The 20361-nt window shown below is 50.9% G+C and carries 21 protein-coding genes; 4 read left to right on the top strand and 17 right to left on the bottom strand.

Going from position 1 to position 20361, the window contains the following annotated elements; translation table 11 throughout:
• Positions 1 to 4 precede the first annotated feature (4 nt).
• Positions 5 to 280 (bottom strand): succinate dehydrogenase assembly factor 2, encoded by a 276-nt coding sequence (locus TH468_RS08125; RefSeq protein WP_085643156.1) that lies wholly within the window; start codon positions 278 to 280, stop codon positions 5 to 7.
• A 234-nt stretch (positions 281 to 514) separates the two neighbouring features.
• On the opposite strand from TH468_RS08125, the gene recG reads away from it, so the two are divergent.
• On the top strand, positions 515 to 2602 hold the full coding sequence (gene recG, locus TH468_RS08120; RefSeq protein WP_085643154.1) for an ATP-dependent DNA helicase RecG: 2088 nt from the start codon (positions 515 to 517) through the stop codon (positions 2600 to 2602).
• A gap of 58 nt (positions 2603 to 2660) precedes the next feature.
• On the opposite strand, the gene TH468_RS08115 is transcribed toward recG, so the two are convergent.
• A complete protein-coding gene (locus TH468_RS08115) occupies positions 2661 to 3509 on the bottom strand; it encodes a DUF502 domain-containing protein (RefSeq protein ID WP_085643152.1) in 849 nt (282 codons plus the stop codon).
• Between the two features lie 199 nt (positions 3510 to 3708).
• Here TH468_RS08115 and TH468_RS08110 point away from each other — a divergent pair, with 199 nt between their 5' ends.
• Together TH468_RS08110 and TH468_RS08105 are read left to right on the top strand one after the other, a co-directional pair.
• Positions 3709 to 3975, top strand: a complete 267-nt coding sequence (locus tag TH468_RS08110) for a hypothetical protein (RefSeq protein ID WP_085643150.1) — start codon at positions 3709 to 3711, stop codon at positions 3973 to 3975.
• The gene (locus tag TH468_RS08105) at positions 3968 to 4411 is read left to right on the top strand and encodes an NUDIX hydrolase (protein WP_085643148.1); all 444 of its coding nucleotides are present in this window, start codon (positions 3968 to 3970) and stop codon (positions 4409 to 4411) included. Before TH468_RS08110 ends, TH468_RS08105 begins: the two co-directional genes overlap by 8 nt.
• A gap of 71 nt (positions 4412 to 4482) precedes the next feature.
• Here the strand turns inward: TH468_RS08105 and rpoH are convergent, their stop codons facing one another.
• Positions 4483 to 5352 (bottom strand): RNA polymerase sigma factor RpoH, encoded by an 870-nt coding sequence (gene rpoH / locus TH468_RS08100; RefSeq protein WP_037992565.1) that lies wholly within the window; start codon positions 5350 to 5352, stop codon positions 4483 to 4485.
• Between the two features lie 624 nt (positions 5353 to 5976).
• Between rpoH and TH468_RS08095 the strand changes: the two genes are divergently transcribed.
• Positions 5977 to 6486 carry a YchJ family protein gene (locus TH468_RS08095; protein WP_371268729.1) on the top strand — a complete coding sequence of 170 codons (510 nt, stop codon included), beginning with the start codon at positions 5977 to 5979 and terminating at the stop codon, positions 6484 to 6486.
• Here TH468_RS08095 and TH468_RS08090 read toward each other — a convergent pair.
• From TH468_RS08090 to TH468_RS08025, 14 genes are all read right to left on the bottom strand, one after another.
• The gene (locus tag TH468_RS08090; RefSeq protein WP_246832262.1) at positions 6483 to 6902 is read right to left on the bottom strand and encodes an NUDIX domain-containing protein; all 420 of its coding nucleotides are present in this window, start codon (positions 6900 to 6902) and stop codon (positions 6483 to 6485) included. The genes TH468_RS08095 and TH468_RS08090 overlap by 4 nt on opposite strands.
• A gap of 103 nt (positions 6903 to 7005) precedes the next feature.
• On the bottom strand, positions 7006 to 8139 hold the full coding sequence (locus tag TH468_RS08085; RefSeq protein ID WP_139834672.1) for a hypothetical protein: 1134 nt from the start codon (positions 8137 to 8139) through the stop codon (positions 7006 to 7008).
• Positions 8027 to 8551, bottom strand: a complete 525-nt coding sequence (ssb, locus tag TH468_RS08080) for a single-stranded DNA-binding protein (protein WP_007089593.1) — start codon at positions 8549 to 8551, stop codon at positions 8027 to 8029. Before ssb ends, TH468_RS08085 begins: the two co-directional genes overlap by 113 nt.
• A 59-nt stretch (positions 8552 to 8610) precedes the next feature.
• A complete protein-coding gene (locus tag TH468_RS08075) occupies positions 8611 to 9084 on the bottom strand; it encodes a GAF domain-containing protein (protein ID WP_139834671.1) in 474 nt (157 codons plus the stop codon).
• A gap of 173 nt (positions 9085 to 9257) precedes the next feature.
• Positions 9258 to 10328 (bottom strand): sn-glycerol-3-phosphate import ATP-binding protein UgpC, encoded by a 1071-nt coding sequence (locus TH468_RS08070; protein ID WP_085643140.1) that lies wholly within the window; start codon positions 10326 to 10328, stop codon positions 9258 to 9260.
• Between the two features lie 63 nt (positions 10329 to 10391).
• A complete protein-coding gene (gene ugpE, locus TH468_RS08065) occupies positions 10392 to 11246 on the bottom strand; it encodes a sn-glycerol-3-phosphate ABC transporter permease UgpE (RefSeq protein ID WP_085643138.1) in 855 nt (284 codons plus the stop codon).
• A gap of 11 nt (positions 11247 to 11257) precedes the next feature.
• Positions 11258 to 12136: an ABC transporter permease subunit gene (locus TH468_RS08060; protein ID WP_007089597.1), complete on the bottom strand. Its 879-nt coding sequence runs from the start codon at positions 12134 to 12136 to the stop codon at positions 11258 to 11260.
• A gap of 80 nt (positions 12137 to 12216) precedes the next feature.
• A complete protein-coding gene (gene ugpB / locus TH468_RS08055; protein WP_085643136.1) occupies positions 12217 to 13515 on the bottom strand; it encodes a sn-glycerol-3-phosphate ABC transporter substrate-binding protein UgpB in 1299 nt (432 codons plus the stop codon).
• 441 nt (positions 13516 to 13956) lie between these two features.
• A complete protein-coding gene (locus TH468_RS08050; protein WP_085643134.1) occupies positions 13957 to 14817 on the bottom strand; it encodes an ABC transporter permease in 861 nt (286 codons plus the stop codon).
• Between the two features lie 14 nt (positions 14818 to 14831).
• Complete coding sequence (locus tag TH468_RS08045) at positions 14832 to 15713, bottom strand: ABC transporter permease (RefSeq protein WP_085643132.1); 882 nt, start codon at positions 15711 to 15713, stop codon at positions 14832 to 14834.
• The gene (locus TH468_RS08040; RefSeq protein WP_168177103.1) at positions 15710 to 16822 is read right to left on the bottom strand and encodes an ABC transporter ATP-binding protein; all 1113 of its coding nucleotides are present in this window, start codon (positions 16820 to 16822) and stop codon (positions 15710 to 15712) included. Before TH468_RS08040 ends, TH468_RS08045 begins: the two co-directional genes overlap by 4 nt.
• A 132-nt stretch (positions 16823 to 16954) precedes the next feature.
• A complete protein-coding gene (locus tag TH468_RS08035; protein WP_139834670.1) occupies positions 16955 to 18046 on the bottom strand; it encodes an extracellular solute-binding protein in 1092 nt (363 codons plus the stop codon).
• Between the two features lie 306 nt (positions 18047 to 18352).
• Positions 18353 to 19471 (bottom strand): ABC transporter ATP-binding protein, encoded by a 1119-nt coding sequence (locus TH468_RS08030; RefSeq protein ID WP_085643128.1) that lies wholly within the window; start codon positions 19469 to 19471, stop codon positions 18353 to 18355.
• Between the two features lie 27 nt (positions 19472 to 19498).
• Positions 19499 to 20347, bottom strand: coding sequence for a carbohydrate ABC transporter permease (locus TH468_RS08025; protein ID WP_062959935.1), 849 nt, complete (start codon positions 20345 to 20347; stop codon positions 19499 to 19501).
• Positions 20348 to 20361 lie beyond the last annotated feature (14 nt).

The following is a 20361-nucleotide window of genomic DNA, read 5'->3' as shown; positions in this document are numbered from 1 at the left end:
TGTTTTATCTGGCGTTGCTAAGTTCCTGAATCATGTGCAGCACGTCGGTATCATATTCCTCCGGTGCCTGCTCTTTGCCCGTTGCCCACTTAAAGAAATCGGCATCGGGAACATCATTCATCAGGATTTCAAAACGTTCGAGCTGTTCCTGGGACAGGGTGGCAAGGTGCGCCTCCATGAAACGACCGATCAGGATATCGTTTTCCTTGGTACCGCGATGGCCGCCGCGAAACAGCAACTTCTTGCGTCGTACTTCAAGTTCTTTGCTGTAGATACTCACGTTCGATCTCCTGTCTTTTTTGGTCACTGTGCATCGGCATAAAACCAAAGGCACAGTTTGTCTTTTGTGGCATGGTTTGTACGGTAAATTCGACAATTGGTCCATGCTGTCATCCATCCAATTTGCATTGGCTCGTGACTTGTCGGTTGTCGCACGATAATTTTGTTGTATACCCAGCACCTAAACCGATTTGTTCTATTAACGTTCTTATCCGAAAACACAACGAAAACCGTCATGCGCCCGGAAATATTGTTCCCGCTTTTTGCTGAAATCGACAGCCTGCCCGGCATTGGCCCGCGCCTGAAGCCTTTGCTTGCGCGGTTGATCGGTGGCGAACATGTGGTCGATTTGCTGTGGCATTTGCCATCGGGGCTGATTGATCGACGTTTTTCTCCGCCTCTAACAGAAACAATTGATGGATCGATTGTTACGCTGGATGTCTGGATCGAACGCCATGATGCCCCGCCAAATCGGCGCCGCCCGTATCGGGTCATTTGCAAAACTCAAAGTGGCCCTCTGGTTTTGGCATTTTTCAATGCCAGGGCCAAATATCTGAACGAAGTTCTTCCGGTTGGTGAAAAGCGTATCGTCTCGGGCAAAATTGATCATTATCGCGGTGAATACCAGATCACCCATCCTGACCGAATTGGTACCGAAGCCGAGCGTGATGAAATTCAAGCCGTGGAGCCTGTGTACCCGATGTCAGCTGGTGTCACGGGTAAAACTCTTACCAAATCAACTCGTGCGGCTCTTGCGATGGTACCGGAGCTCCCGGAATGGCATGACCCCGCCCTACAGGCGCGCCACAAATGGCCTGATCTGAAGTCCGCCCTGCATCAGGTTCATAACCCTGAAAATGATGGCGACCTGTCACCTGACCACCCTGCCCGCAAACGACTTGCCTATGACGAACTGCTGGCAAATCAGCTTGCCCTTGCGCTTATCCGGGCCAAAATGCGTAAACTGGGCGGAATATCGACAAAGGGTGATGGCCGTTTGCGCAAGGCGCTTGAAGCAGAACTGCCCTTTGCCATGACGGGTGCGCAGCAACGCGCCCTCAAAGACATTTACGAGGATATGAGCAGCAACGGTCGCATGTTGCGCCTGCTTCAGGGGGATGTTGGTTCGGGGAAAACGGTTGTCGCACTGATGGCTATGCTGAACGCAATCGAAACCGGTCGTCAGGCCGCATTAATGGCGCCGACAGAAATACTTGCCCGCCAGCATTTTGAAACCATTGCCCCCCTTCTGGAAAAAATCGGTGTAAACTGCACAATCCTGACCGGGCGCGATAAGGGCAAAAGTCGCAAGACGGCACTCGAGGGCCTTGCAAATGGAACTTTTCAGGTTGCTGTTGGTACGCATGCGCTGTTCCAGGAAGACGTGCAGTTCCACGACCTAGCCTTTGCCGTTGTCGATGAACAGCATCGATTTGGCGTACATCAACGCCTTATGCTGGCAGGCAAGGGACAGGCAGTCGATGTTCTGGTCATGACCGCAACACCGATCCCCAGAACTCTGACCCTGACAGCGTTCGGGGATATGGAAGTATCGCGGCTGGACGAAAAACCGCCGGGACGAAAGCCGGTTGATACTCGTGTTCTACCTGCGGACAAGGTTGACGATGTCATATCAGGCATCGGTCGCGCCATGCGCACCGGGACCAAAATCTACTGGGTTTGCCCCTTGGTCGAGGATTCCGAAGTCCTCGATTTGCAGGCTGCAGAAGAACGGTATCGCATTCTGGTCGACCTGTTTGGCGAAAGCCGTGTCGGACTTGTCCACGGTAAAATGAAAGCCAAGGACAAGGATGCCGTGATGGATCGCTTCGCCCACGGTGATCTGTCTATTCTTGTCGCGACAACGGTGATTGAAGTTGGGGTGAACGTGCCCGACGCAACAATCATGGTCATCGAACACGCCGAACGGTTTGGTCTGGCACAACTTCATCAGTTACGTGGGCGGATCGGGCGCGGAGACGCGGCATCAACCTGCCTGCTGCTGTATGGTTCACCTTTAGGCGAGATTTCCAAAGCCCGTCTCAAGATCATGCGCGAGACAGAAGACGGTTTTATCATTGCCGAGGAAGATCTTCGCTTGCGTGGTGCGGGCGAAGTTCTGGGCACCCGGCAAAGTGGATTGCAAGCCTATCGCCTTGCCAGTCTGGAAATGCACGGTGATCTTCTGGCAATCGCCCGCGACGACGCCCGCCTGATTGTCGAACTAGATCCCGATCTGCAAAAGCCGCGCGGCGAAGCATTGCGGCTGTTGCTGTATCTTTTCGAGCGCGACGAAGCCGTTCGCTATTTCCGGTCCGGCTAAACAACAAGGGCGCTTGCAAATTGCGGCGCCCTTGTTGTTTGTTTTCCATTAAACCGCTTTACGCATCCTCGCGGCTTTTGTCATCGGTATTCTCGTTCCCCGGTTCGGGATGTCTGGAAACCAGAACCGGTATGTTTTCTTTTTCACGCAGAACATCGACGTCTTCGTATGTCTTTGCGGAAACACGCGGCTTGGCCTGAAGTTCGGCACTGCGACGATCAGGTGGCGTGACAATCCCACCTGACATAACCATTTTGATCGCCTCTTCGACCGTCATATCAAGGATCACGATATCCCGGCGTGGCACGAACAAAAGGAATCCCGATGTCGGGTTTGGTGTGGTTGGTAAAAAGATATTGATAACCGTATCTTCCGTCAGGCTCTGCACTTCACCCTTTGTCTCTCCGGTAATAAAGCCAATAGCCCACATGCCGCGGCGCGGATATTCCAGCAAAACAGCCTGACGGAATGCATTTGACTGATTGGCAAGCACCGTTTCAAGTATCTGTTTGACCGCACCATAAATGCTGCGAACCGCAGGAATACGGGCCAGAATACGTTCATAAAGCTTGATCAGCGCGCGTCCGGCAAAGTTGGTTGTGAACCAGCCGACAACCGTAATGAAAATCAGGATCACCAACAAACCAAATCCCGGGATACCGTATTCCTGATAACCTTCGGGCAGGTAATAGACCGGGTTGTAATGCCCCGGAATCAGCGGCATGACCTTACTGTCGACGAATTCTATAAACCACCATGCCAGACCAAATGTTATAACAAGTGGCGCACTGACGAGAACGCCTGTCAGAAAATAGGCACGCACACGGGCAAAAAAGCCCGGACTGGGAAGGGCATGTCCGGCGTTTTCGCTATCCGAATCATGCTGGTTATCGTGATTGGCGGTCATTGATCACCTGTGAAGAGACGTCGCATTACATCTTTTGACCTGTAATACATATTTGCATTCACCATTTGTCATTAACAGTATGGCAATGCTGCGACTATTAAGCTGGGAAATTCCCATTTATAGAGTGATAGCAGCATTCAAGTTTGTGGCGCAACCAAACAAAACAGGCGGCATCAACCGCCATTGAAAAGGAGTTGTTTTGCAGGTCTGGATTGTTGAATACATATACGATGATAATGGCTCTGTCGGTATCCGCACAGCGAAGGTAACAGCGCCCGATTATGAAACTGCACGGCAATTTGCCCTGGGTGACGCGCCGGCAGTCGATTTCGTGATGTCTTTGCGTCCGGAATCCGAAGATCAGTTTCTTGGCCGACCTGCCATAAGGGCGCGGGAAATGACAGGAAAAGTCGCCCATGACGTTCCTGATCCGGATGAAGACATAGAAGATGAGGGCGATGTCTGATATCGACGATAAGCGAGATTACCTTGCTAGGCCGATCATCGGAGTTGGTGCTGTTATTTGGAATGAAGAAAATGTTTTGCTGATCAAACGGGGCAAGGCGCCAAGTAAAGGCAGTTGGAGCATTCCCGGCGGCGCACAGGAGCTTGGTGAAACATTGCGTGATGCGGTTAGGCGAGAAGTCCTGGAGGAAGCCGGTATCATCGTATCAACCCCGGTTCTGATTGATACAATCGACCTAATCACGCCAGATGGCAATGGGCAGGTTCAATATCACTATACCCTGATCGACTTCGTCGCCGAAGCACAAGAAACCGATTTAAAGGCTGGCGGTGATGCTGCCGATGCCCGCTGGGTGCCTTTCGTGCAGCTTGATGACTACCAGCTTTGGGGCAAAACCAAAGACATGATTACCCGTTCGCGCGCTTTACGTCGGTAAACTCAACCCTCACGAAAACAAAAAGGCGACATCAGAAGATGCCGCCTTTTGATTGATTAGTAGAAATCTGATCACGCCGCAGCATGCTGCGTCAGAACAGATTCCTGAATTTTTTTGAATGCGCGCGCCTCAAGCTGACGCACACGTTCGCGACTTACGCCAAAGCGTTCGCCAAGTTTTTCAAGCGTAATCGGATCATCACTCAGGAAACGGGCTTCGATAATCTCACGCTCGCGCTCTGGCAACTCACCCATCGCGCTTTTCAGCATGTCGTTATGTAAAACACGTTCCTCGGCATCTGCAACGATGCTTTCCGGGCTTGGTGCATCAGACGACAGAGTATCAAGATACTCCATGCCTTCGTCTTTCGGCATTGGTGTGTTAAGCGAGAAATCACGCGCTGCAAGGCGACGGTTCATTTCAAGCGCTTCTTTACCGGTCACGCCAAGTTTCTCGGCAACGGCATCTGCCTGTTCGGGTGACAGTTCGCCATTGTCATAGATGTTAAGTTGCTTTTTGGCTTTACGCAGGCTGAAGAACAGCTTTTTCTGTGCAGCCATCGTACCGAGTTTAACCATCGACCAGCTGTGAAGGATGTATTCGGTCACAGCTGCTTTAATCCACCACATTGCATAGGTCGACAGACGGAAGCCACGCTCCGGATCGAATTTCTGAACAGCCCGCATCAAGCCGGTATTGCCCTCGGCCACCAGATCGGCCATTGGCAAGCCATAGCCACGATAACCAAAAGCAATTTTAGCAACAAGACGCAAGTGACTTGTGACCAGCTTGTGAGCTGCATCGGTGTCATCATGCTCGTGATAGCGGCGTGCAAGCATATATTCTTCGTCTACGCTGAGCATCGGAAACTTCCAGACCTGTCTCAGGTAGCCGGAGAAACCATCGTCCTGCGGTACTGCAGGTAATTTAATAGTGCTCATATCATGTCCTCCAGAGAGGTTTACGCACCACGCCTGACAATTCTTCCTACGAATTCAAACAGACTTTAGATGACGCGCAAACACTGTCAGTTGTGATTTAAATCACATGGACGACCGGTAGTCATTTTGGGAAATGGTTCTGCCCGGTCGCAAATTCATCCCATAGGCCCTATGGGAGAGGACAGCAGACGCAAAGATAACGTATATTCATCGTGTCTCTTCCTTCCTCGAAGCAAATCGACAATTTACATGTCCGCCATTAGGCCGGAACATTATCCGGCGGTGCCATTGGGCCCCCACCCGCAAAAGTTAATATATCTAAACCCGACTAAATTCGTCAAGATAAACCTGACTGGATTTCAGCTATATTTAACTTTCAATATCAGCATTTTACATAATTTACCCGATAAATGCAGTCGGGAATTATCAACGCTGATAAAATTACGCTAAAATCGATATGCGGCAAAAAGAAGGCACCCTGATTGTTTTTTATAGCGTTTTACGCCATTCGTTGCAGGTTGAATGTGTGACTGGCCGTATACGCTCCTAATGCCGCAGATAGAATACGACATCGACGGTGAGTTTGGACGCCAATGACTTATATGACCAAGGGACAGTTACAAAGTGCCAGTGCATAAGCCCAGCACCATAAGCGCCTGCCCCTGTGGAAAAGGTGAAAGTTTCGGCAATTGCTGCGGGGCAATCCTCGCAGGGATCAGAAAGGCGGCAACTGCTGAACAATTGATGCGCTCTCGATATTGCGCATTTGTTTGTCGTGACGCGGATTATCTTCTGGCAACACTCGCGCCGGAAAAGGCATCGGCATTTGATCCGAATCAGATAAGTACTGACAAAACCGAATGGACTGGATTGGAAATCATTGCCACCGACAAGGGCGGTATTCTTGATCAGAAGGGTATTGTCGAATTCGTCGCTAGGTTTAGCGACGGGGGTGCTGATCACGTCCTGCATGAACGATCCCGGTTTGAACGCCGGAACGGAAAGTGGATTTATATAGATGGCGAATTTCCAGAACGAGAAACGTCAAAAAATGTGGTTGGTTCCGGAAATTCAGGTCGCAATGATCCCTGCCCTTGTGGTTCGGGCAAGAAATATAAAAAGTGTTGCGGTTAAGGCGATTCCTGCTCTCCCGCAAATCCTACTTCAAGCGCCCAACGATGAAATGGCCGGATCAATTTTTGATGCGCATCATCATAGGCAAGCCAGATCAGTTCATGATCCGGTTCAACCGGCGGCCCAAGTCGTTCGGTGAACTCGCACAGGAAGAATACACCACGCTTGAGCCGAAACCGGCCTTTGGTAAAATTGCTGACATATTGTGAAGCAATTCCAAGACGATTGCGAATATCTATCCTGTAACCGGATTCTTCATATGCTTCGCGATGCAAGGCATCACGCTCACTTTCGCCACGCTCGACCCCGCCCCCGATGAGAACCACGCCTTTGGGCGTGCGCGCAACCGCAACCTCACCGGCATCGTTGAGGATGACGGCATAGACACAGTCCTGCACGATGTAGTTTCTACCCATGTCCGGGTTACCAAAGATCGGTCCGACCAAATTTATATTCCCGGATTTGAATACCGCGCAAATGTTCAAACGAACACATTATATGTTTGAAGTTACGACAATTTCAAATTGCTCGCGCCTGATCAAGCAGCAATTGACAACGAACAGCATCCAGACGTAATTCGCTTTGCCGGGCGGTGGCGAAGTGTCTTTTAAGGTCATCATTTGATACCGGCATTTCAAGACCGCCAAACTCGGATATCAGGCGTTTGGCATGGTTTTCAGGCAACACCCGATCTTGAAACCTGCCCTTGGTCAGGAACCTCTCCGCTAACGCAAAATCGAGTTGCATGTTGCGATACAGGATCGTCTGGTAATTCGCGTGCGCTTCGAGCTTCCCGTCCGCCGAAACAAAGAAGATCGGAAACATAACGGCCAATTCAGGCAAAAGCCGGTTTGGATAGATATTACCCTTCCAGTATTTCTCAGCGAGCCCGGCATAGGCGTCATAGTCCGAGATCGAATAGAAGCGGGCTTTGGCCAGCGGAAGGATTTCCACCTTTGGCTTGGTGATCGTCACTGTGTCATTGGAAACATCGACATAAAGATCGCCGAACTGGAAAGCATTCTGAAAATATTCGTGTCGAAGATTGCCCCAAACACGTTTGGCTATTCCACCATTCAGACAAAAGTCTCGTAACGCGCCAATCCCCAAGGTCTTTGGTGCCTGCAACTCATGCTCCAAAAGCTCTTTGACGCCTTTGGTGATTTCATAGCAGTATCCCTTGGGATATTCGCCTTTTTTCGGGTGCTCGGCCTGATCAAACTCACGATCAAACTGCAATCTCAGACGTAGCATGTCGTCTTGCAATTCCCGGGCGTGCGGCAACAGAAACTTCTTTGTCAGCTTCACCTGCTTGAAGTTCGTCGGCATTAGCTGTTCTTCTTCTGCCTGCTGTTTTATGAAATCAAGGGTCAACTTGCCATTCGATGTCATGGGAATGCTACTTTTCACAGATGCGAGGCTGGGAACCGGAAGATAGGCTGGGAGGCTTATTTCAAATGCACTCTTCTGGCATGAACAAAAATGCCCCCGGAAAAGCAGGTTCCCGAGGGCATCAACAAGTCTTGCAACCAATCGCGTCTTAGAACGGAATTTCGTCATCAAGGTCCGGTGCTCCGGCAGGTGCAGAACCGCCGCCTGACGAGCTACCATTGCCCCAACCGGCATCCGATCCGCCGCCATAACCGCCACCATTGTCCGATCCATAGCTGCCGCCAGAGCTTGCGCCACCACCACCCATGCCGCCGCCTTCGCCGCGGTTGTCGAGCATGGTCAGGTTCGAGTTGAAGCCTTCAAGCACGATTTCAGTGGTGTAATTGTCCTTGCCGTCCTGCCCCTGCCATTTGCGGGTGCGAAGCTGGCCTTCGATATAAAGCTTGCTGCCTTTTTTCACAAAGCGTTCGACCACATCGGCCAAACCTTCGTTGAAAACGACGATGCGATGCCATTCGGTGCGCTCGCGACGCTCGCCCGACTGGCGGTCTCGCCACTGTTCCGAGGTCGCAATGCTGAAATTGGCAATCTTTTTGCCAGCCTGGGTGAAACGAATTTCAGGATCGCGGCCGAGGTTCCCGACGAGAATGACTTTATTGACACTGCCAGCCATGGGTTATCTTCCAAAGTTTGTGTTGTCCGCCGTTTCGTATGAACGAAACTGGTGAGTTATCATTGCGCAAAAATGCGCTGCATTAAAGTTTCAAGTGCGATGCGATCAGTCTCGTCGAACGAACCAGTCTCGACACTATCGACGTCGAGCACCGCAATCAACTGTCCTTGCGCATTCAGCACCGGCACGACAATCTCGGAGTTCGATCGGCTGTCACAGGCGATATGCCCCGAAAAAGCGTGAACATCTTTAACAACCTGGGTTTTAAGCGTCGCAGCAGCTGTGCCGCAAACACCGCGACCAAACGGAATGCGCAGGCACCCCAAAGTCCCCTGATAAGGCCCGACGACCAGCTCATTTTCTTTCGCTGGATCAACGATATAGAAGCCAGTCCAGAAATAATAGTCGAACTTTTGCGCAAGAATACAGCTGATTGTCGCCATCAACGCGGTGACATTGGTTTCACCCTCGGTGATGCTGACCAGTTCTTTTTCAGCTTCCTGATAAAGAACCTGTTTCTGTTCGGCGTTCACATGATGCTCCTGCATTGTATGGCCAAGGAACTACCTGCTTGGCTGTATCGAAACAAGGACAAAATTAACCCGGTTACGCATTCCTTCCGTCATAAAAAACAGCCCCGGCACGATAGACGCTCCGGGGCCGCCGCTGCAGACCGTCTTGCGACGGACCAGAGATCAAATCAAGATCAGAGACGCTTGCCACTGTCCCTGTCAAACAGATGCACCAGATCAGTTGTGGTCGCAAGTGCCAGTTCCTGTCCTTTGGCAAACTGATGCGTGCCCTGCATGCGCAACGTTACACTTTCATTTTTTTCACCGAATTCAAGATAGACCAGCGTTTCTGCACCAAGCGATTCAATCATTCGAACCCTGGCCTTCAATGCACCACTGCCATCGACAGTCAGGGTAAAGTGTTCTGGACGGACTCCGACCACCAGTTCTCGGCCGGACTCGATCTGATGATCAAGATTGATCTTGCTGCCATCGCCGATAACGACGTGGCTTTTGTCATCCGAAACCGTCCCGTTCAGGAAGTTCATTGACGGCGATCCGATGAAGCTCGCGACAAAGAGGCTGGCCGGTTTTTCATATATTTCAATCGGCGTACCAATTTGTTCGGCAACGCCGGCATTCATGACAATCAGGCGATCTGCCAGTGTCATGGCTTCGACCTGATCATGCGTCACATAAACCGACGTAATTCCAAGACGTTGCTGAAGGTTCTTGATCTCAAGCCTCATATCGACACGAAGCTTTGCATCAAGGTTCGACAGCGGCTCATCAAACAGAAAAACCTTTGGTTCGCGTACAATTGCACGCCCCATTGCCACACGCTGGCGCTGCCCGCCCGAAAGCTGCTGCGGTTTGCGTTCCAGATAATCGTCAAGCTGAAGAATCTTGGCGGCATCTCGAACGCGGGTGTCGATTTCCACCTTGCTGTATCCGCGATTTTTAAGACCATACGCCATATTGGCATAGTTGGTCATATGCGGATAAAGCGCATAGTTCTGAAACACCATCGCGATGTCACGATCAGCCGGCGCAACATTGTTGACAACCCGGTCATCGATTTTGATCTCGCCATTTGTAATGCTTTCAAGGCCCGCGATCATTCGCAGAAGTGTTGATTTGCCACAGCCTGACGGGCCGACCAGAACGGTGAATTCCCCGTCACCAATATGAAGATCGATACCATGCAAAGCCTTGAAGCCGTTGTCATAGGTTTTTTCAGCCCGATTAAGGGTAACAGTTGCCATTTTCGTATCCTGTATGCGGATCTGTGTATCTTTAAATCACTGATATCAAATGGTTGATCGAGTTTATTTTTCGGTTTCGACCAGACCTTTTACGAACATTCGCTGGAAAATCACCACCACCAGTACCGGCGGGATGGTTGCCATGATTGTCAGTGCAAATGCCTTGGGGAACTGCGGAATCTGGCCGCCTTCATAAAGCGAATTATAAACTTGCTTGATCCCGATCACGATGGTGTAAAGCTGATCATCAGTAGTCATCAGCAACGGCCACAGATACTGGTTCCAGCCAACCACAAACATGATGATAAAGATCGCGGCAATCATGGTGACCGAAAGCGGCACCAGAATATCGATGAAGAAACGAAGCGGCCCTGCCCCATCCAGACGCGCGGCTTCCAAAAGCTCATCCGGAACAGATCGGAAAAACTGACGGAAGAAAAACGTACCCGTTGCCGACGCAATCAGCGGTAGGATCAACCCGGTATAGGTATTGAGCAGCCCAAGGCTTGATACCACCTCGTAGGATGGCACAATTCGCACTTCAAGGGGCAGTAAAAGGGTCGAGAAAATGACCCAGAATATCGGCACCGCAAGCCGGAAGCGAAAATAGACGATCGCATATGCCGCCATCATTGAAATGATGACTTTGCCAATCGCAAAGCCAAGTCCGAGAACCATGCTATTAAAAAGCATTTCAAGCGCCGTAACACGGCCTTTTGTTGCCGCCGTGTCAAACAGGATCGCGCCGTAATTTTCAAGGAAATGTCCGCCAAACCAGAACTGCAAGCCGTTCTGGAACAGAAATTCACGCGTATGGGTCGATGAAACGAACGCAATCCATACCGGCAGGATCATAAAGAGCGATCCAAGAATAAGGATCACATGATTGGCAATAGAACGCCATTTTGACTGATACATGACGCGTCCCCCTAATAATGCACTTTGCGTTCGATAAATCGGAATTGGAATACAGTCAGCACGCTGACCATGATCATTAGCAGCACGGATTGCGCCGAACTACCGCCCATATCAGCCCCAAGGAATCCGTCGACATAAACCTTGTAAACAAGGGTTGCCGTCGCACCGCCCGGTGATCCCTTGGTCGAAACATCGATGATCCCGAACGTTTCAAAGAACGCATAGGTCAGGTTGATCACCATCAGGAAGAATGTGGTTGGTGCCAGCAGCGGGAAGGTAATCGTCCAGAAACGACGTTCTGCACTTTTGCAATCCAACGTGGCGGCTTCAGTTACCGATTTCGGAATTCCCTGCAAACCTGACAGGAAGAAAATGAAATTCACACTGACCTGTTTCCACACGGCAATCAGTGTCACGACAAATGCCGCATCATTGGCATTCTGGATGTGATTGAACTCAAACCCGAAGCTGTTGAACAGCTTGTATAGGTCGCCCATCAACGGGTTGAACAACATATTGCCTAGCAAGCCAGCCACAGGCGGCGCAACGGCATATCCCCACATCAAAAGCGTTTTATATGATTTGGCTCCACGGATCACTTCATCGGCCCGAACGGCAAGAAACAGCGAAATCGCGATGGAAATGAATGCCACAAGGAAGGAAAAGACAGCTGTGAAAATAGCTGACTTCAGCCAGCTGCTGCTCGAAAGCACATCCTCAAAATTTCGGAACCAAACAAATTGCGAGGACATGCCAAAGGCATCCTCAAGCAGGAAAGACTGGTAAACTGCCTGTGCGGCAGGCCACAGGAAAAATATCGCAATAATCAGAATTTGTGGTGCCACAAAAAAGTATGGCACCGGGCTGTGCCCGAATTGTACGCGTTTCATTGCTGACGCAACCCCAAGACCGGTCCAGGAATCGAAAAACAGGGCGGCCGGTAAAAGCCGCCCTGTCAGCGAGACAATGCTTAGTTCGAATAAGTATCGTGGAAGCGTTTCAGAAGCGCATTGCCTTCTTCCTCGATCGTAGCAAAAGCTTGATCGATGGTTGCTTCACCATTCATCATCTTGTCGACTTCACGATAGATGACTTCACGGATCTGAACGTAGAAACCAAGGCGATAACCTTTGGTCCATTCGCCACCCTCTTCGGAAAGCTGCTGAATGCCGACTTCGGCGTCAGGGCTTTCGTTATAATAGCCTTCTTTCTTGGCAAGTTCGTAGGCCGCGGTGGTGATCGGAACATAGCCGGTTTCTTTGTGCCAGTAGAACTGGGTTTCCGGTTTGGTCAGGAACTCGAAGAATTTGGCAACTCCAGCATCTTCTTCTGCACTGTGGCCAGAGAATGCGAACAGCGAAGCACCACCGATGAAGGTCGATTTCGGCGCGTCACCAACGCCTTCCCAATACGGAAGGGTCGAAGTGCCAAATTCAAACTGTGCGGATTTTTTCAGACCACCGAACGAGCCGGAAGAACCGAGCCACATTGCGGCTTTCTGCTGCAGGAAGGCGTCCTGGTTGGCACCCCATGCGCGGCCATAGTACCCGAAATAACCGGCATCTTTCCATTCTTTGACGTGCTTCCAGTGATCTTTCAGCGCGTCATTGTTGTATAGAAGTTCGACATCCGTACTGTCATAACCATTGTTGGCGGTTGCCATCTGAAGGTTGTGACGCGACATGAAGTTTTCAAAGAAGATCCACGGGCTGTGTGACTCGGCAAGGCCTTCGAAACCGGCTTCTTTCAGCTTCGGTGCGATTTCTTCGAATTCCTGCCAGGTTTTCGGCACGTCAACACCGGCTTTGGCCAGCGCATCTTTGTTGAAATAAAGCAACGGGGTCGAGCTGTTAAACGGCATGCCAATCATCTTGCCGTCGGAATCGGCATAGAAGTAGCGAACCCCCGGGATGTAATCATTGATGTCAAACTTGACACCATTTGACTCCATAAGGTCCTGAACCGGTTTAACAGCGCCTTTGGCGTTAATGATGGTTGCAGCACCGGCATCAAAGATCTGGATGATGTTCGGCTGGTTTTTCGCGCGGAAAGCAGCAATACCGGCCGTCATCGTGTCTTCGTAACCACCTTTGTTAACGGCAACCAAATGGTATTCGTCTTGGCTGGCATTGAAGTCGGCAGTGATCTGATTGACGACATCACCCAGTGCGCCATCCATGGCATGCCACCAGGTGATCTCGGTCGCGGCATTCGCCGTGCCGCCCAGTGCGAACACAGCTGCTGCTGCCATCAGGGTTTTGCGAAACATGATCTTCTATCTCCCAAATAAAAACTCGTTCGTGCCAACCGCCTGTTGATCGGTCGACACAACGCATTCGTTTTCATTCGAGGGGGACGTTTCCTCAAGTGACAGTTTTCGGAAATTTACTTTTGATGCGCGAAATGACCTTAAAAACTGTCAGTTTTTGATTTTTAGTGTGTATTCGACCCCTTCAAATGTTCATATGAACATCTCATAAATCGAACAGTTTGCAAAGGCTTTCAATCCTGATGAATGGCATTAATGTCTTTCACATGCGCACACTTAACATTTCCCCAGATTTTCGGCACTTTCACAAATATTACAAAATCATGCACTTGCAACAATGCATTGCAACAACTCCATTTGCATATGCAAAACGGGCACCCAAAGGATACCCGCTCAATGTTCATTTGCGAACATGGATCGCTGCATCTTGACGCTATAATCTCAGGTGGAATTCCTGTCACGCTGAACAAAAACGGAAAGCAATGCCAAGCCGCCGGAAACCACCATAAGCAGCAGGGACAGCGCGTTCAGAACCGGTGTTGATCCCTGTTTGAGGCGGTCAAACATGGCAATGGTCAACGGCGCATCAGATCCGACTAGCATCAGTGTTGTGTTGAAATTTTCAAACGACATCAGGAATGCAACGATGCCCGCCCCGATCAACGCCGGTTTCAGGAATGGGATGGTAACCGTCCAAAGAGCTGCCTGTCGTGTTGCACCAAGATTAAGTGCGGCTTCTTCCAGGCTGATGTCAAATTTGCGAAGACGCGCAGAAATCACCAGCGTCGTTATCGTAGTGATAAAGGCAAATTGTCCGATAATCACCAGAAACAGCCCCGGTCGCAGAAAATCAATATCCCATCCAATCGCTTCTTCAATTCCGTTTGCAATGGCATTGGAAAAGACCAGAATCGATATGCCCAATATGACCCCGGGAATAACCAAGGGCGACAACGCCACCACATAAAGCAGATTTTTGCCCGGAAACTGCGCACGTTCAAACAGGAACGCATTGCAGGTTCCGACAGTAACCGACAGCAAGGTCACCCAAAATGCGACAAAGGCTGAAACCCCAACGCTTTCCAGTAACTTGCCGTCATTGAATATTCCGATATACGGACCGTCGCTGCCAAAAAACCATTTGAGTGTGCCTCCCTCCCATGGCATGGACGGGAACAGGCTATCATTAAAGGCAAACACACCAACAACAATCAACGGCGCACTAAGGTAGATGAAAAATAGAGCGATATACCCTGCGTAAAGGCCTTTGTAAAAGCGCGGCTGCGGAATGCTCGGAATCATGGCGGTTTCCTCCCTCAGCTCACGGTTTCTGAGAGTGTCTGGCGGCTCAGCTTCAGACCGATCCAAACAATCATCGATGACAGAACCAGCAACAGGAACCCGAATGCCGATCCGGATTCCCAGTTAAACCGCGTGATGAACTGTGTATAGATTTGTTCGGTAAACCAAAGGCTATCCTTTCCTCCCAAAAGGTTCGGGGTCAGATAGTTACCAAGTGTCAGCATGAAAACAACGATGCAGCCTGACGCGATTCCGGGCATGGCATGCGGAATGACGATATCGCGTGTCACCGTGAATGCATTTCCGCCAAGGTCATAGCCTGCCTCAATCAAACTGTCGTCAAGGCTGTCAAGTACTGACACAAGAGGCACGACCATGAACAACATCGACGTGTATACAAGCCCCACCATGATGGTGGCGTCATTATAAAGCATCTCAACCGGCCCATCGGCGATCCCGGCCCATTGCAGGAAATTGCTGATCACACCGCTTTCGCGCAGCAAAATCATCCAGCCAAACGTCCTCACCAGCTCTGATACCCAGAACGGGATCAGGCATAGCAGGAACAAAACATTCTTGCCTTTGCCCCGCATGACTTTGGCGATGTAATAGGAAACAGGGAAACCGATCAAAAGCGTAAGTGCCGTCGCCATAATCGACATCACCGCCGTTCGAATATAGGTGTTCCAATAAAGCGGCTCGACAAAAAATTCAGTGTAATTGATCAGGCTGAATTCGTACTTGCCATATGAAATCCGTTCACGCAGCGACACAAGCAACAAGTCAACATGCGGCAGGATCACCAGCAAAAAAAGCCAAAGCAACAAGGGCATGGCCAGCAATAGCGCGCCAAAGCGAACAGCCCCGCCAGTGCCCGAGGATGCAGGATTTGTCATGCTGTCGCCTCTTGATTTTCTGCTGCGACAAAGCATCGGGTTTGTTCAGCCCCCCAGGTCAAATTGACCAGATCACCGGATTTCAGATTGGCAAAAGCACCCGTTTGCGGCAACGCAACAGTCATTTCATGACCGGTTGCCTTATCACGGACCTGAACACTGCTGGCGGCGCCATTAAACAGAACATTGTCAACTTTTGCGGCAATCGCATTATCGGTCTCGCCCTGCCCGTCAATCGCGATGGCTTCCGGACGGACAAAAACATCAACAGGTTGCCCTTCAGCCAGTGTTGGATGAGTCTTGCGAGATGCCAGAACGGCCCCACCGGTTGGTAGATTGATAACGATATGATCGTCATGCGTCATGCCAACCGTCCCCTTCCAGCGATTGCTTTCGCCAACAAATCCGGCAACGAAAGCCGTATGTGGGTTGTAATAAAGATCCTGTGGGGCCCCAACCTGCTCAAACCGGCCAGCATTCATGACGGCCACCTGATCGGACATTACCAAGGCTTCGGATTGGTCGTGCGTGATGTAAACAAAGGTCGTGCCAATCTCGTGCTGCAATTGCTTGAGCTCCACCTTCATATGCTCACGCAACTTGAGATCAAGAGCGCCTAGCGGCTCATCAAGCAGCAGCACCGCTGGTTCCAGCACAAGGCATCGTGCAATTGCGATACGCTGTTTCTGCCCTCCAGAAAGCTGACTGATCTGTTTGGGGCCGGAATCCGGCAACCCGACACGTGCCAGTGTATCACTGACCTTTTTCTCGATTGTGGCCCGATCAGCACCACGGCGTTTCAGTCCGTATGCCACGTTCTCCGAAACATTCATCATCGGAAACAGCGCCAGATGCTGAAATACCATATTCACCGGTCGGCGGTTTGGCGGGACACCCAGCACCGATGATCCCTTGATCAGGATGTCGCCCGATGTCGGTGTCTGAAACCCGGCCAGCATGCGCAACAGCGTGGTTTTACCGCAGCCACTTGGCCCCAGAATAGAAAAGAAGGACCCTTTGGGAATCGTAAGGGAAACCGAATCTACTGCGGTAAAAGCGTCAAACTTTTTGACCACGTCACGACATTCAAGGTCGAATTGATCTGCCATAGGAGCCTGCATGAAATGAACTACCGATACCAGCTTGAATCTGGCTATCGCAGAAATGAAAAAATGCAATGTCCCCGGCAACAAATGCCGGGGACAAAATCATCCGATCCAAACAGGATCAGAGCAGTCTACTTAGTTTGACTGAGCAGCTTTCACACGGTCAAGGGTCTTGCCTTCAAGGGTTTCCAGACCAGCCGGAACCGTCGGATACCATTTAATGTTATCAAGGGCTTCGGCTGGGAAGCTTCCCTGGAACTGCGCCTTCAGCTTGTCATCCGCAAACTCGTCCGCACCTTTGGATGCGGTAAAGTTACCGGCACTTGCGGTGATTTTGGCAGCAATCTCCGGCTGCATGACGAAATTGATCCACTTGTAAGCAGCATCTTCGTTCTCGGATTTGCGCGGCAAGACGAAGGTATCGATCCAGCCCAACGCGCCTGATGCGGGCGCGACAAACGTGATATCGGCGTTGTCATTATTAAGCTTCCAGCCGCCGGTATCCCATGCCATTGCGGCAACAACTTCGCCCGACCGTACAAGGTTAAGCAGTGCATCGCCGCCTTCCCAATAGGTTTTGACGTTTGGCTTGCACTCAACCAGCTTTTTCTCAACCGCATCAAGAATTTCCTGATACTTGGCTTCATCGCCATAAGCCGCAAACGGATCCATACCCATTGCAAAGGCAAATCCGATCAGGGTTGGACGTTTCAAGCGATAGGAAACCTTGCCTGAAATATCGGCATTGCAAAGATCGGTATAATCCTTGACGTCACCAGCTTTGGTCATGTCAACGATCAGGCCGCTGGTGCCCCAAACATGCGGAACACCATAAACCTCGCCATCAAGCGTGGTGTTTTTCTTGGTTGCTTCCAGCATCGAAGGAATGAACTTCGCAGCATCAATCTTGGAAAGATCAATCGGCTTGTAAATGCCGTATTCGAGCTGTGCACCAGAAATGCGGTCCTGGGATGGCTGGGCAAGGTCGAAACCGCCACCACCGGTAGCACGCAGTTTGGAAATCATGTCTTCGTTGTTCGAAAGCGTGACTTCAACGTCGATTCCGGTCTCTTTCTCAAACATCTCGACGACGTCATCCGGAGCATATCCACCCCAGGTCAGCAAACGAAGCTCTTCAGCCTGTGCGTTTGCACCAAGCATCGCCATTCCGGCAAGGGCGGTAAGCCCCAGCAAAGAACCGCGCAGTGCGCCATGCTTTTTCGACATTATTTTACCTCTCTGTTGACGTGACGGCACTTCCCTTGTCCGGCGTCAATGTATTCTGTGACATTGCTAACGTTCCGGGACCGCACCAGTATCGCAAGAAACTCTGTTGAAACGAAAGCAAAATCGATCATTTTGCGTTCTTTTGAACAATTCGTTTCAATTCTCGCCGTGAAACCGGACTTTCTGCAAGTTAAACTTCTGCAACAACTTTTCGGAGTTTCGGGCCCCAAACACATCTGCTTGCAAATAAAAAAGGGGCAGCCAAACCGGCTGCCCCTTCATATCTAAATATCTGGAAGCTAAACTCTATTCGTCGGCACTATATTCCGGTGGGCATTCCAGCTTGGCATAAGCCTTACCGTCGACGTCAAACAGATGGGATGCCCCGGCTTCGGCTGCTGCACTAACAGTCTCGCCGATTTTAATACGGCTGTGGCCAGGGGCGCGAACTGTGAAGCGGTCCCCGTTCGCCAGCTTGAGATACAAATAGGTAGAGTCGCCGAGCTTCTCGACAACATCGACCTCGCCGGAAATCGACAAATCCCCCAGCTCACCCGGCGAAAGATGCTCCGGCCGGACTCCCAGTTCGACATCCTTGCCGACATCACCTGCAGGCACATCAAACGGCAGAACAGCCTTGGCGCCTCCCGGCACGGTGACGGTTACCTTGCCCTGTTCGACGGCATCAATATGAACCGTTGTGAAATTCATTGCAGGCGATCCGATAAAACCAGCAACAAAGCGTGTTTGCGGATGATGATAAAGCTGCATCGGAGATCCGACCTGCTCGACATTGCCAGCATTCATCACAACGATCTTGTCGGCAAGCGTCATGGCTTCGACCTGATCATGTGTGACGTAGACAATCGTTGATTTTAATTCCTGATGCAGCTTGGCGATCTCGATACGGGTTTGAACACGCAACGCCGCATCCAGGTTCGACAGAGGTTCATCAAACAGGAAAACTTTCGGCTGACGCACAATGGCGCGACCAATTGCGACACGCTGACGCTGCCCGCCCGACAATTCAGAAGGACGACGATCCAGCAGCTTGTCCAACTGCAGAATGCGGGCTGCTTCTCGCACCCGCTGGTCGATCGCGCTTTTGTCGTGATTGGCCAGCTTCAAGCCGAACGCCATGTTCTTATAGACGGTCATATGCGGATAAAGCGCATAGGACTGGAACACCATTGCGATCCCGCGGTCGCGCGGGCTTTTGGTATTCACAATGTCCCCATCAATCATCAGATCACCACCGGTGATATCTTCCAGACCGGCAATGATACGCAGTAACGTCGATTTGCCGCAGCCCGACGGTCCGACAAAGACGACAAATTCACCGTCCTTAACATCAAGATCAATGCCATGCAGCACGTCAACAGCGCCATAGCTTTTGCGGATCTGGTCTAGTTTCAAATCAGCCATTTAGGTAAGCTCCTGTCACACTAATACTCATTTCACCGCGCCAGATGTCAGGCCGCGAATGAGTTGTCGGGAGAAAATCAGATAAAGGATCAGGATCGGAATGATCGCGAGGCTCAACGACGCCAGAACCGCGTTCCAGTCGGTCACGTACTGACCGATGAATTGCTGGATACCAAGCGTAATGGTCTGTTTGCCATCCCCCGGGGCAAGGATCAGCGGGAACCAAAGATCATTCCAGATCGGGATCATGGTAAACACGGCGACCGTTGCCACGGCCGGCCGGATCAGCGGCAGGATAACCGCAAAGAAAATCTTGAATTCACCAACCCCGTCGCAACGGGCGGCTTCTTTCAAATCCTTGGGTATCTGGTGCATGAATTCGGTCAGGATAAAGATCGCCAACGGCAATCCCTGTGCGACATAGACAAGGATAAGTGCTGTCAGCGTATTGATCAGGCCCAATTCAACAATCAGATTCAGGATCGAAACCGAGCCCAGCCGGATCGGCACCATGATGCCAACCGCCAGATAAAGCGCAAGCCAGGTATTGCCGGGAAACTTGTATTCCGAAAGCGCCCAGGCCGCCATGGAAGCAAGCAGCAGAACAATAACGATGGTCACGACCGTGACGGTGAAGCTGTTAAAGAAAAACAGCTCGAAATTTGATCTCGCCAGAACCTTGGTGAAGCCTTCAAGGCTGAATGTTTCAGCGTTCGGCAGGCTCATCGGGGCGCTGAAAATCCCCTTGCGGGATTTGAAGGCGTTGATGATCACGAGAAAGATCGGATACAGCGCCACCAGCGTGTAGGTCAGCAGGATCGCATGCACGATCACGGCACGCGACATGTCTTCACGACGGATATTTTTAGTCATCATGATCTTGCCGCCTC

Source organism: Thalassospira sp. MCCC 1A03138 (assembly GCF_002115785.1).
Classification (GTDB): Bacteria; Pseudomonadota; Alphaproteobacteria; order Rhodospirillales; family Thalassospiraceae; genus Thalassospira.
Note: the sequence above shows the minus strand (reverse complement) of the source record. Positions and strands in the feature narration are given on the sequence as shown.

What these genes read in the sequence shown, in the direction of transcription:
- TH468_RS08115 (WP_085643152.1), bottom strand. Translation starts at nt 3,509, where the DNA reads ATGACCGCCAATCACGATAACCAGCATGATTCGGATAGCGAAAACGCC.
- TH468_RS08070 (WP_085643140.1), bottom strand. Translation starts at nt 10,328, where the DNA reads ATGGCAACTGTTACCCTTAATCGGGCTGAAAAAACCTATGACAACGGC.
- ugpB (WP_085643136.1), bottom strand. Translation starts at nt 13,515, where the DNA reads ATGTTTCGCAAAACCCTGATGGCAGCAGCAGCTGTGTTCGCACTGGGC.
- ssb (WP_007089593.1), bottom strand. Translation starts at nt 8,551, where the DNA reads ATGGCTGGCAGTGTCAATAAAGTCATTCTCGTCGGGAACCTCGGCCGC.
- rpoH (WP_037992565.1), bottom strand. Translation starts at nt 5,352, where the DNA reads ATGAGCACTATTAAATTACCTGCAGTACCGCAGGACGATGGTTTCTCC.
- TH468_RS08085 (WP_139834672.1), bottom strand. Translation starts at nt 8,139, where the DNA reads ATGGTGGCGGTTATGGCGGCGGATCGGATGCCGGTTGGGGCAATGGTA.
- TH468_RS08060 (WP_007089597.1), bottom strand. Translation starts at nt 12,136, where the DNA reads ATGAAACGCGTACAATTCGGGCACAGCCCGGTGCCATACTTTTTTGTG.
- ugpE (WP_085643138.1), bottom strand. Translation starts at nt 11,246, where the DNA reads ATGTATCAGTCAAAATGGCGTTCTATTGCCAATCATGTGATCCTTATT.
- TH468_RS08045 (WP_085643132.1), bottom strand. Translation starts at nt 15,713, where the DNA reads ATGACAAATCCTGCATCCTCGGGCACTGGCGGGGCTGTTCGCTTTGGC.
- TH468_RS08025 (WP_062959935.1), bottom strand. Translation starts at nt 20,347, where the DNA reads ATGATGACTAAAAATATCCGTCGTGAAGACATGTCGCGTGCCGTGATC.
- TH468_RS08035 (WP_139834670.1), bottom strand. Translation starts at nt 18,046, where the DNA reads ATGTCGAAAAAGCATGGCGCACTGCGCGGTTCTTTGCTGGGGCTTACC.
- TH468_RS08030 (WP_085643128.1), bottom strand. Translation starts at nt 19,471, where the DNA reads ATGGCTGATTTGAAACTAGACCAGATCCGCAAAAGCTATGGCGCTGTT.
- TH468_RS08040 (WP_168177103.1), bottom strand. Translation starts at nt 16,822, where the DNA reads ATGGCAGATCAATTCGACCTTGAATGTCGTGACGTGGTCAAAAAGTTT.
- TH468_RS08105 (WP_085643148.1), top strand. Translation starts at nt 3,968, where the DNA reads ATGTCTGATATCGACGATAAGCGAGATTACCTTGCTAGGCCGATCATC.
- TH468_RS08090 (WP_246832262.1), bottom strand. Translation starts at nt 6,902, where the DNA reads ATGGGTAGAAACTACATCGTGCAGGACTGTGTCTATGCCGTCATCCTC.
- recG (WP_085643154.1), top strand. Translation starts at nt 515, where the DNA reads ATGCGCCCGGAAATATTGTTCCCGCTTTTTGCTGAAATCGACAGCCTG.
- TH468_RS08050 (WP_085643134.1), bottom strand. Translation starts at nt 14,817, where the DNA reads ATGATTCCGAGCATTCCGCAGCCGCGCTTTTACAAAGGCCTTTACGCA.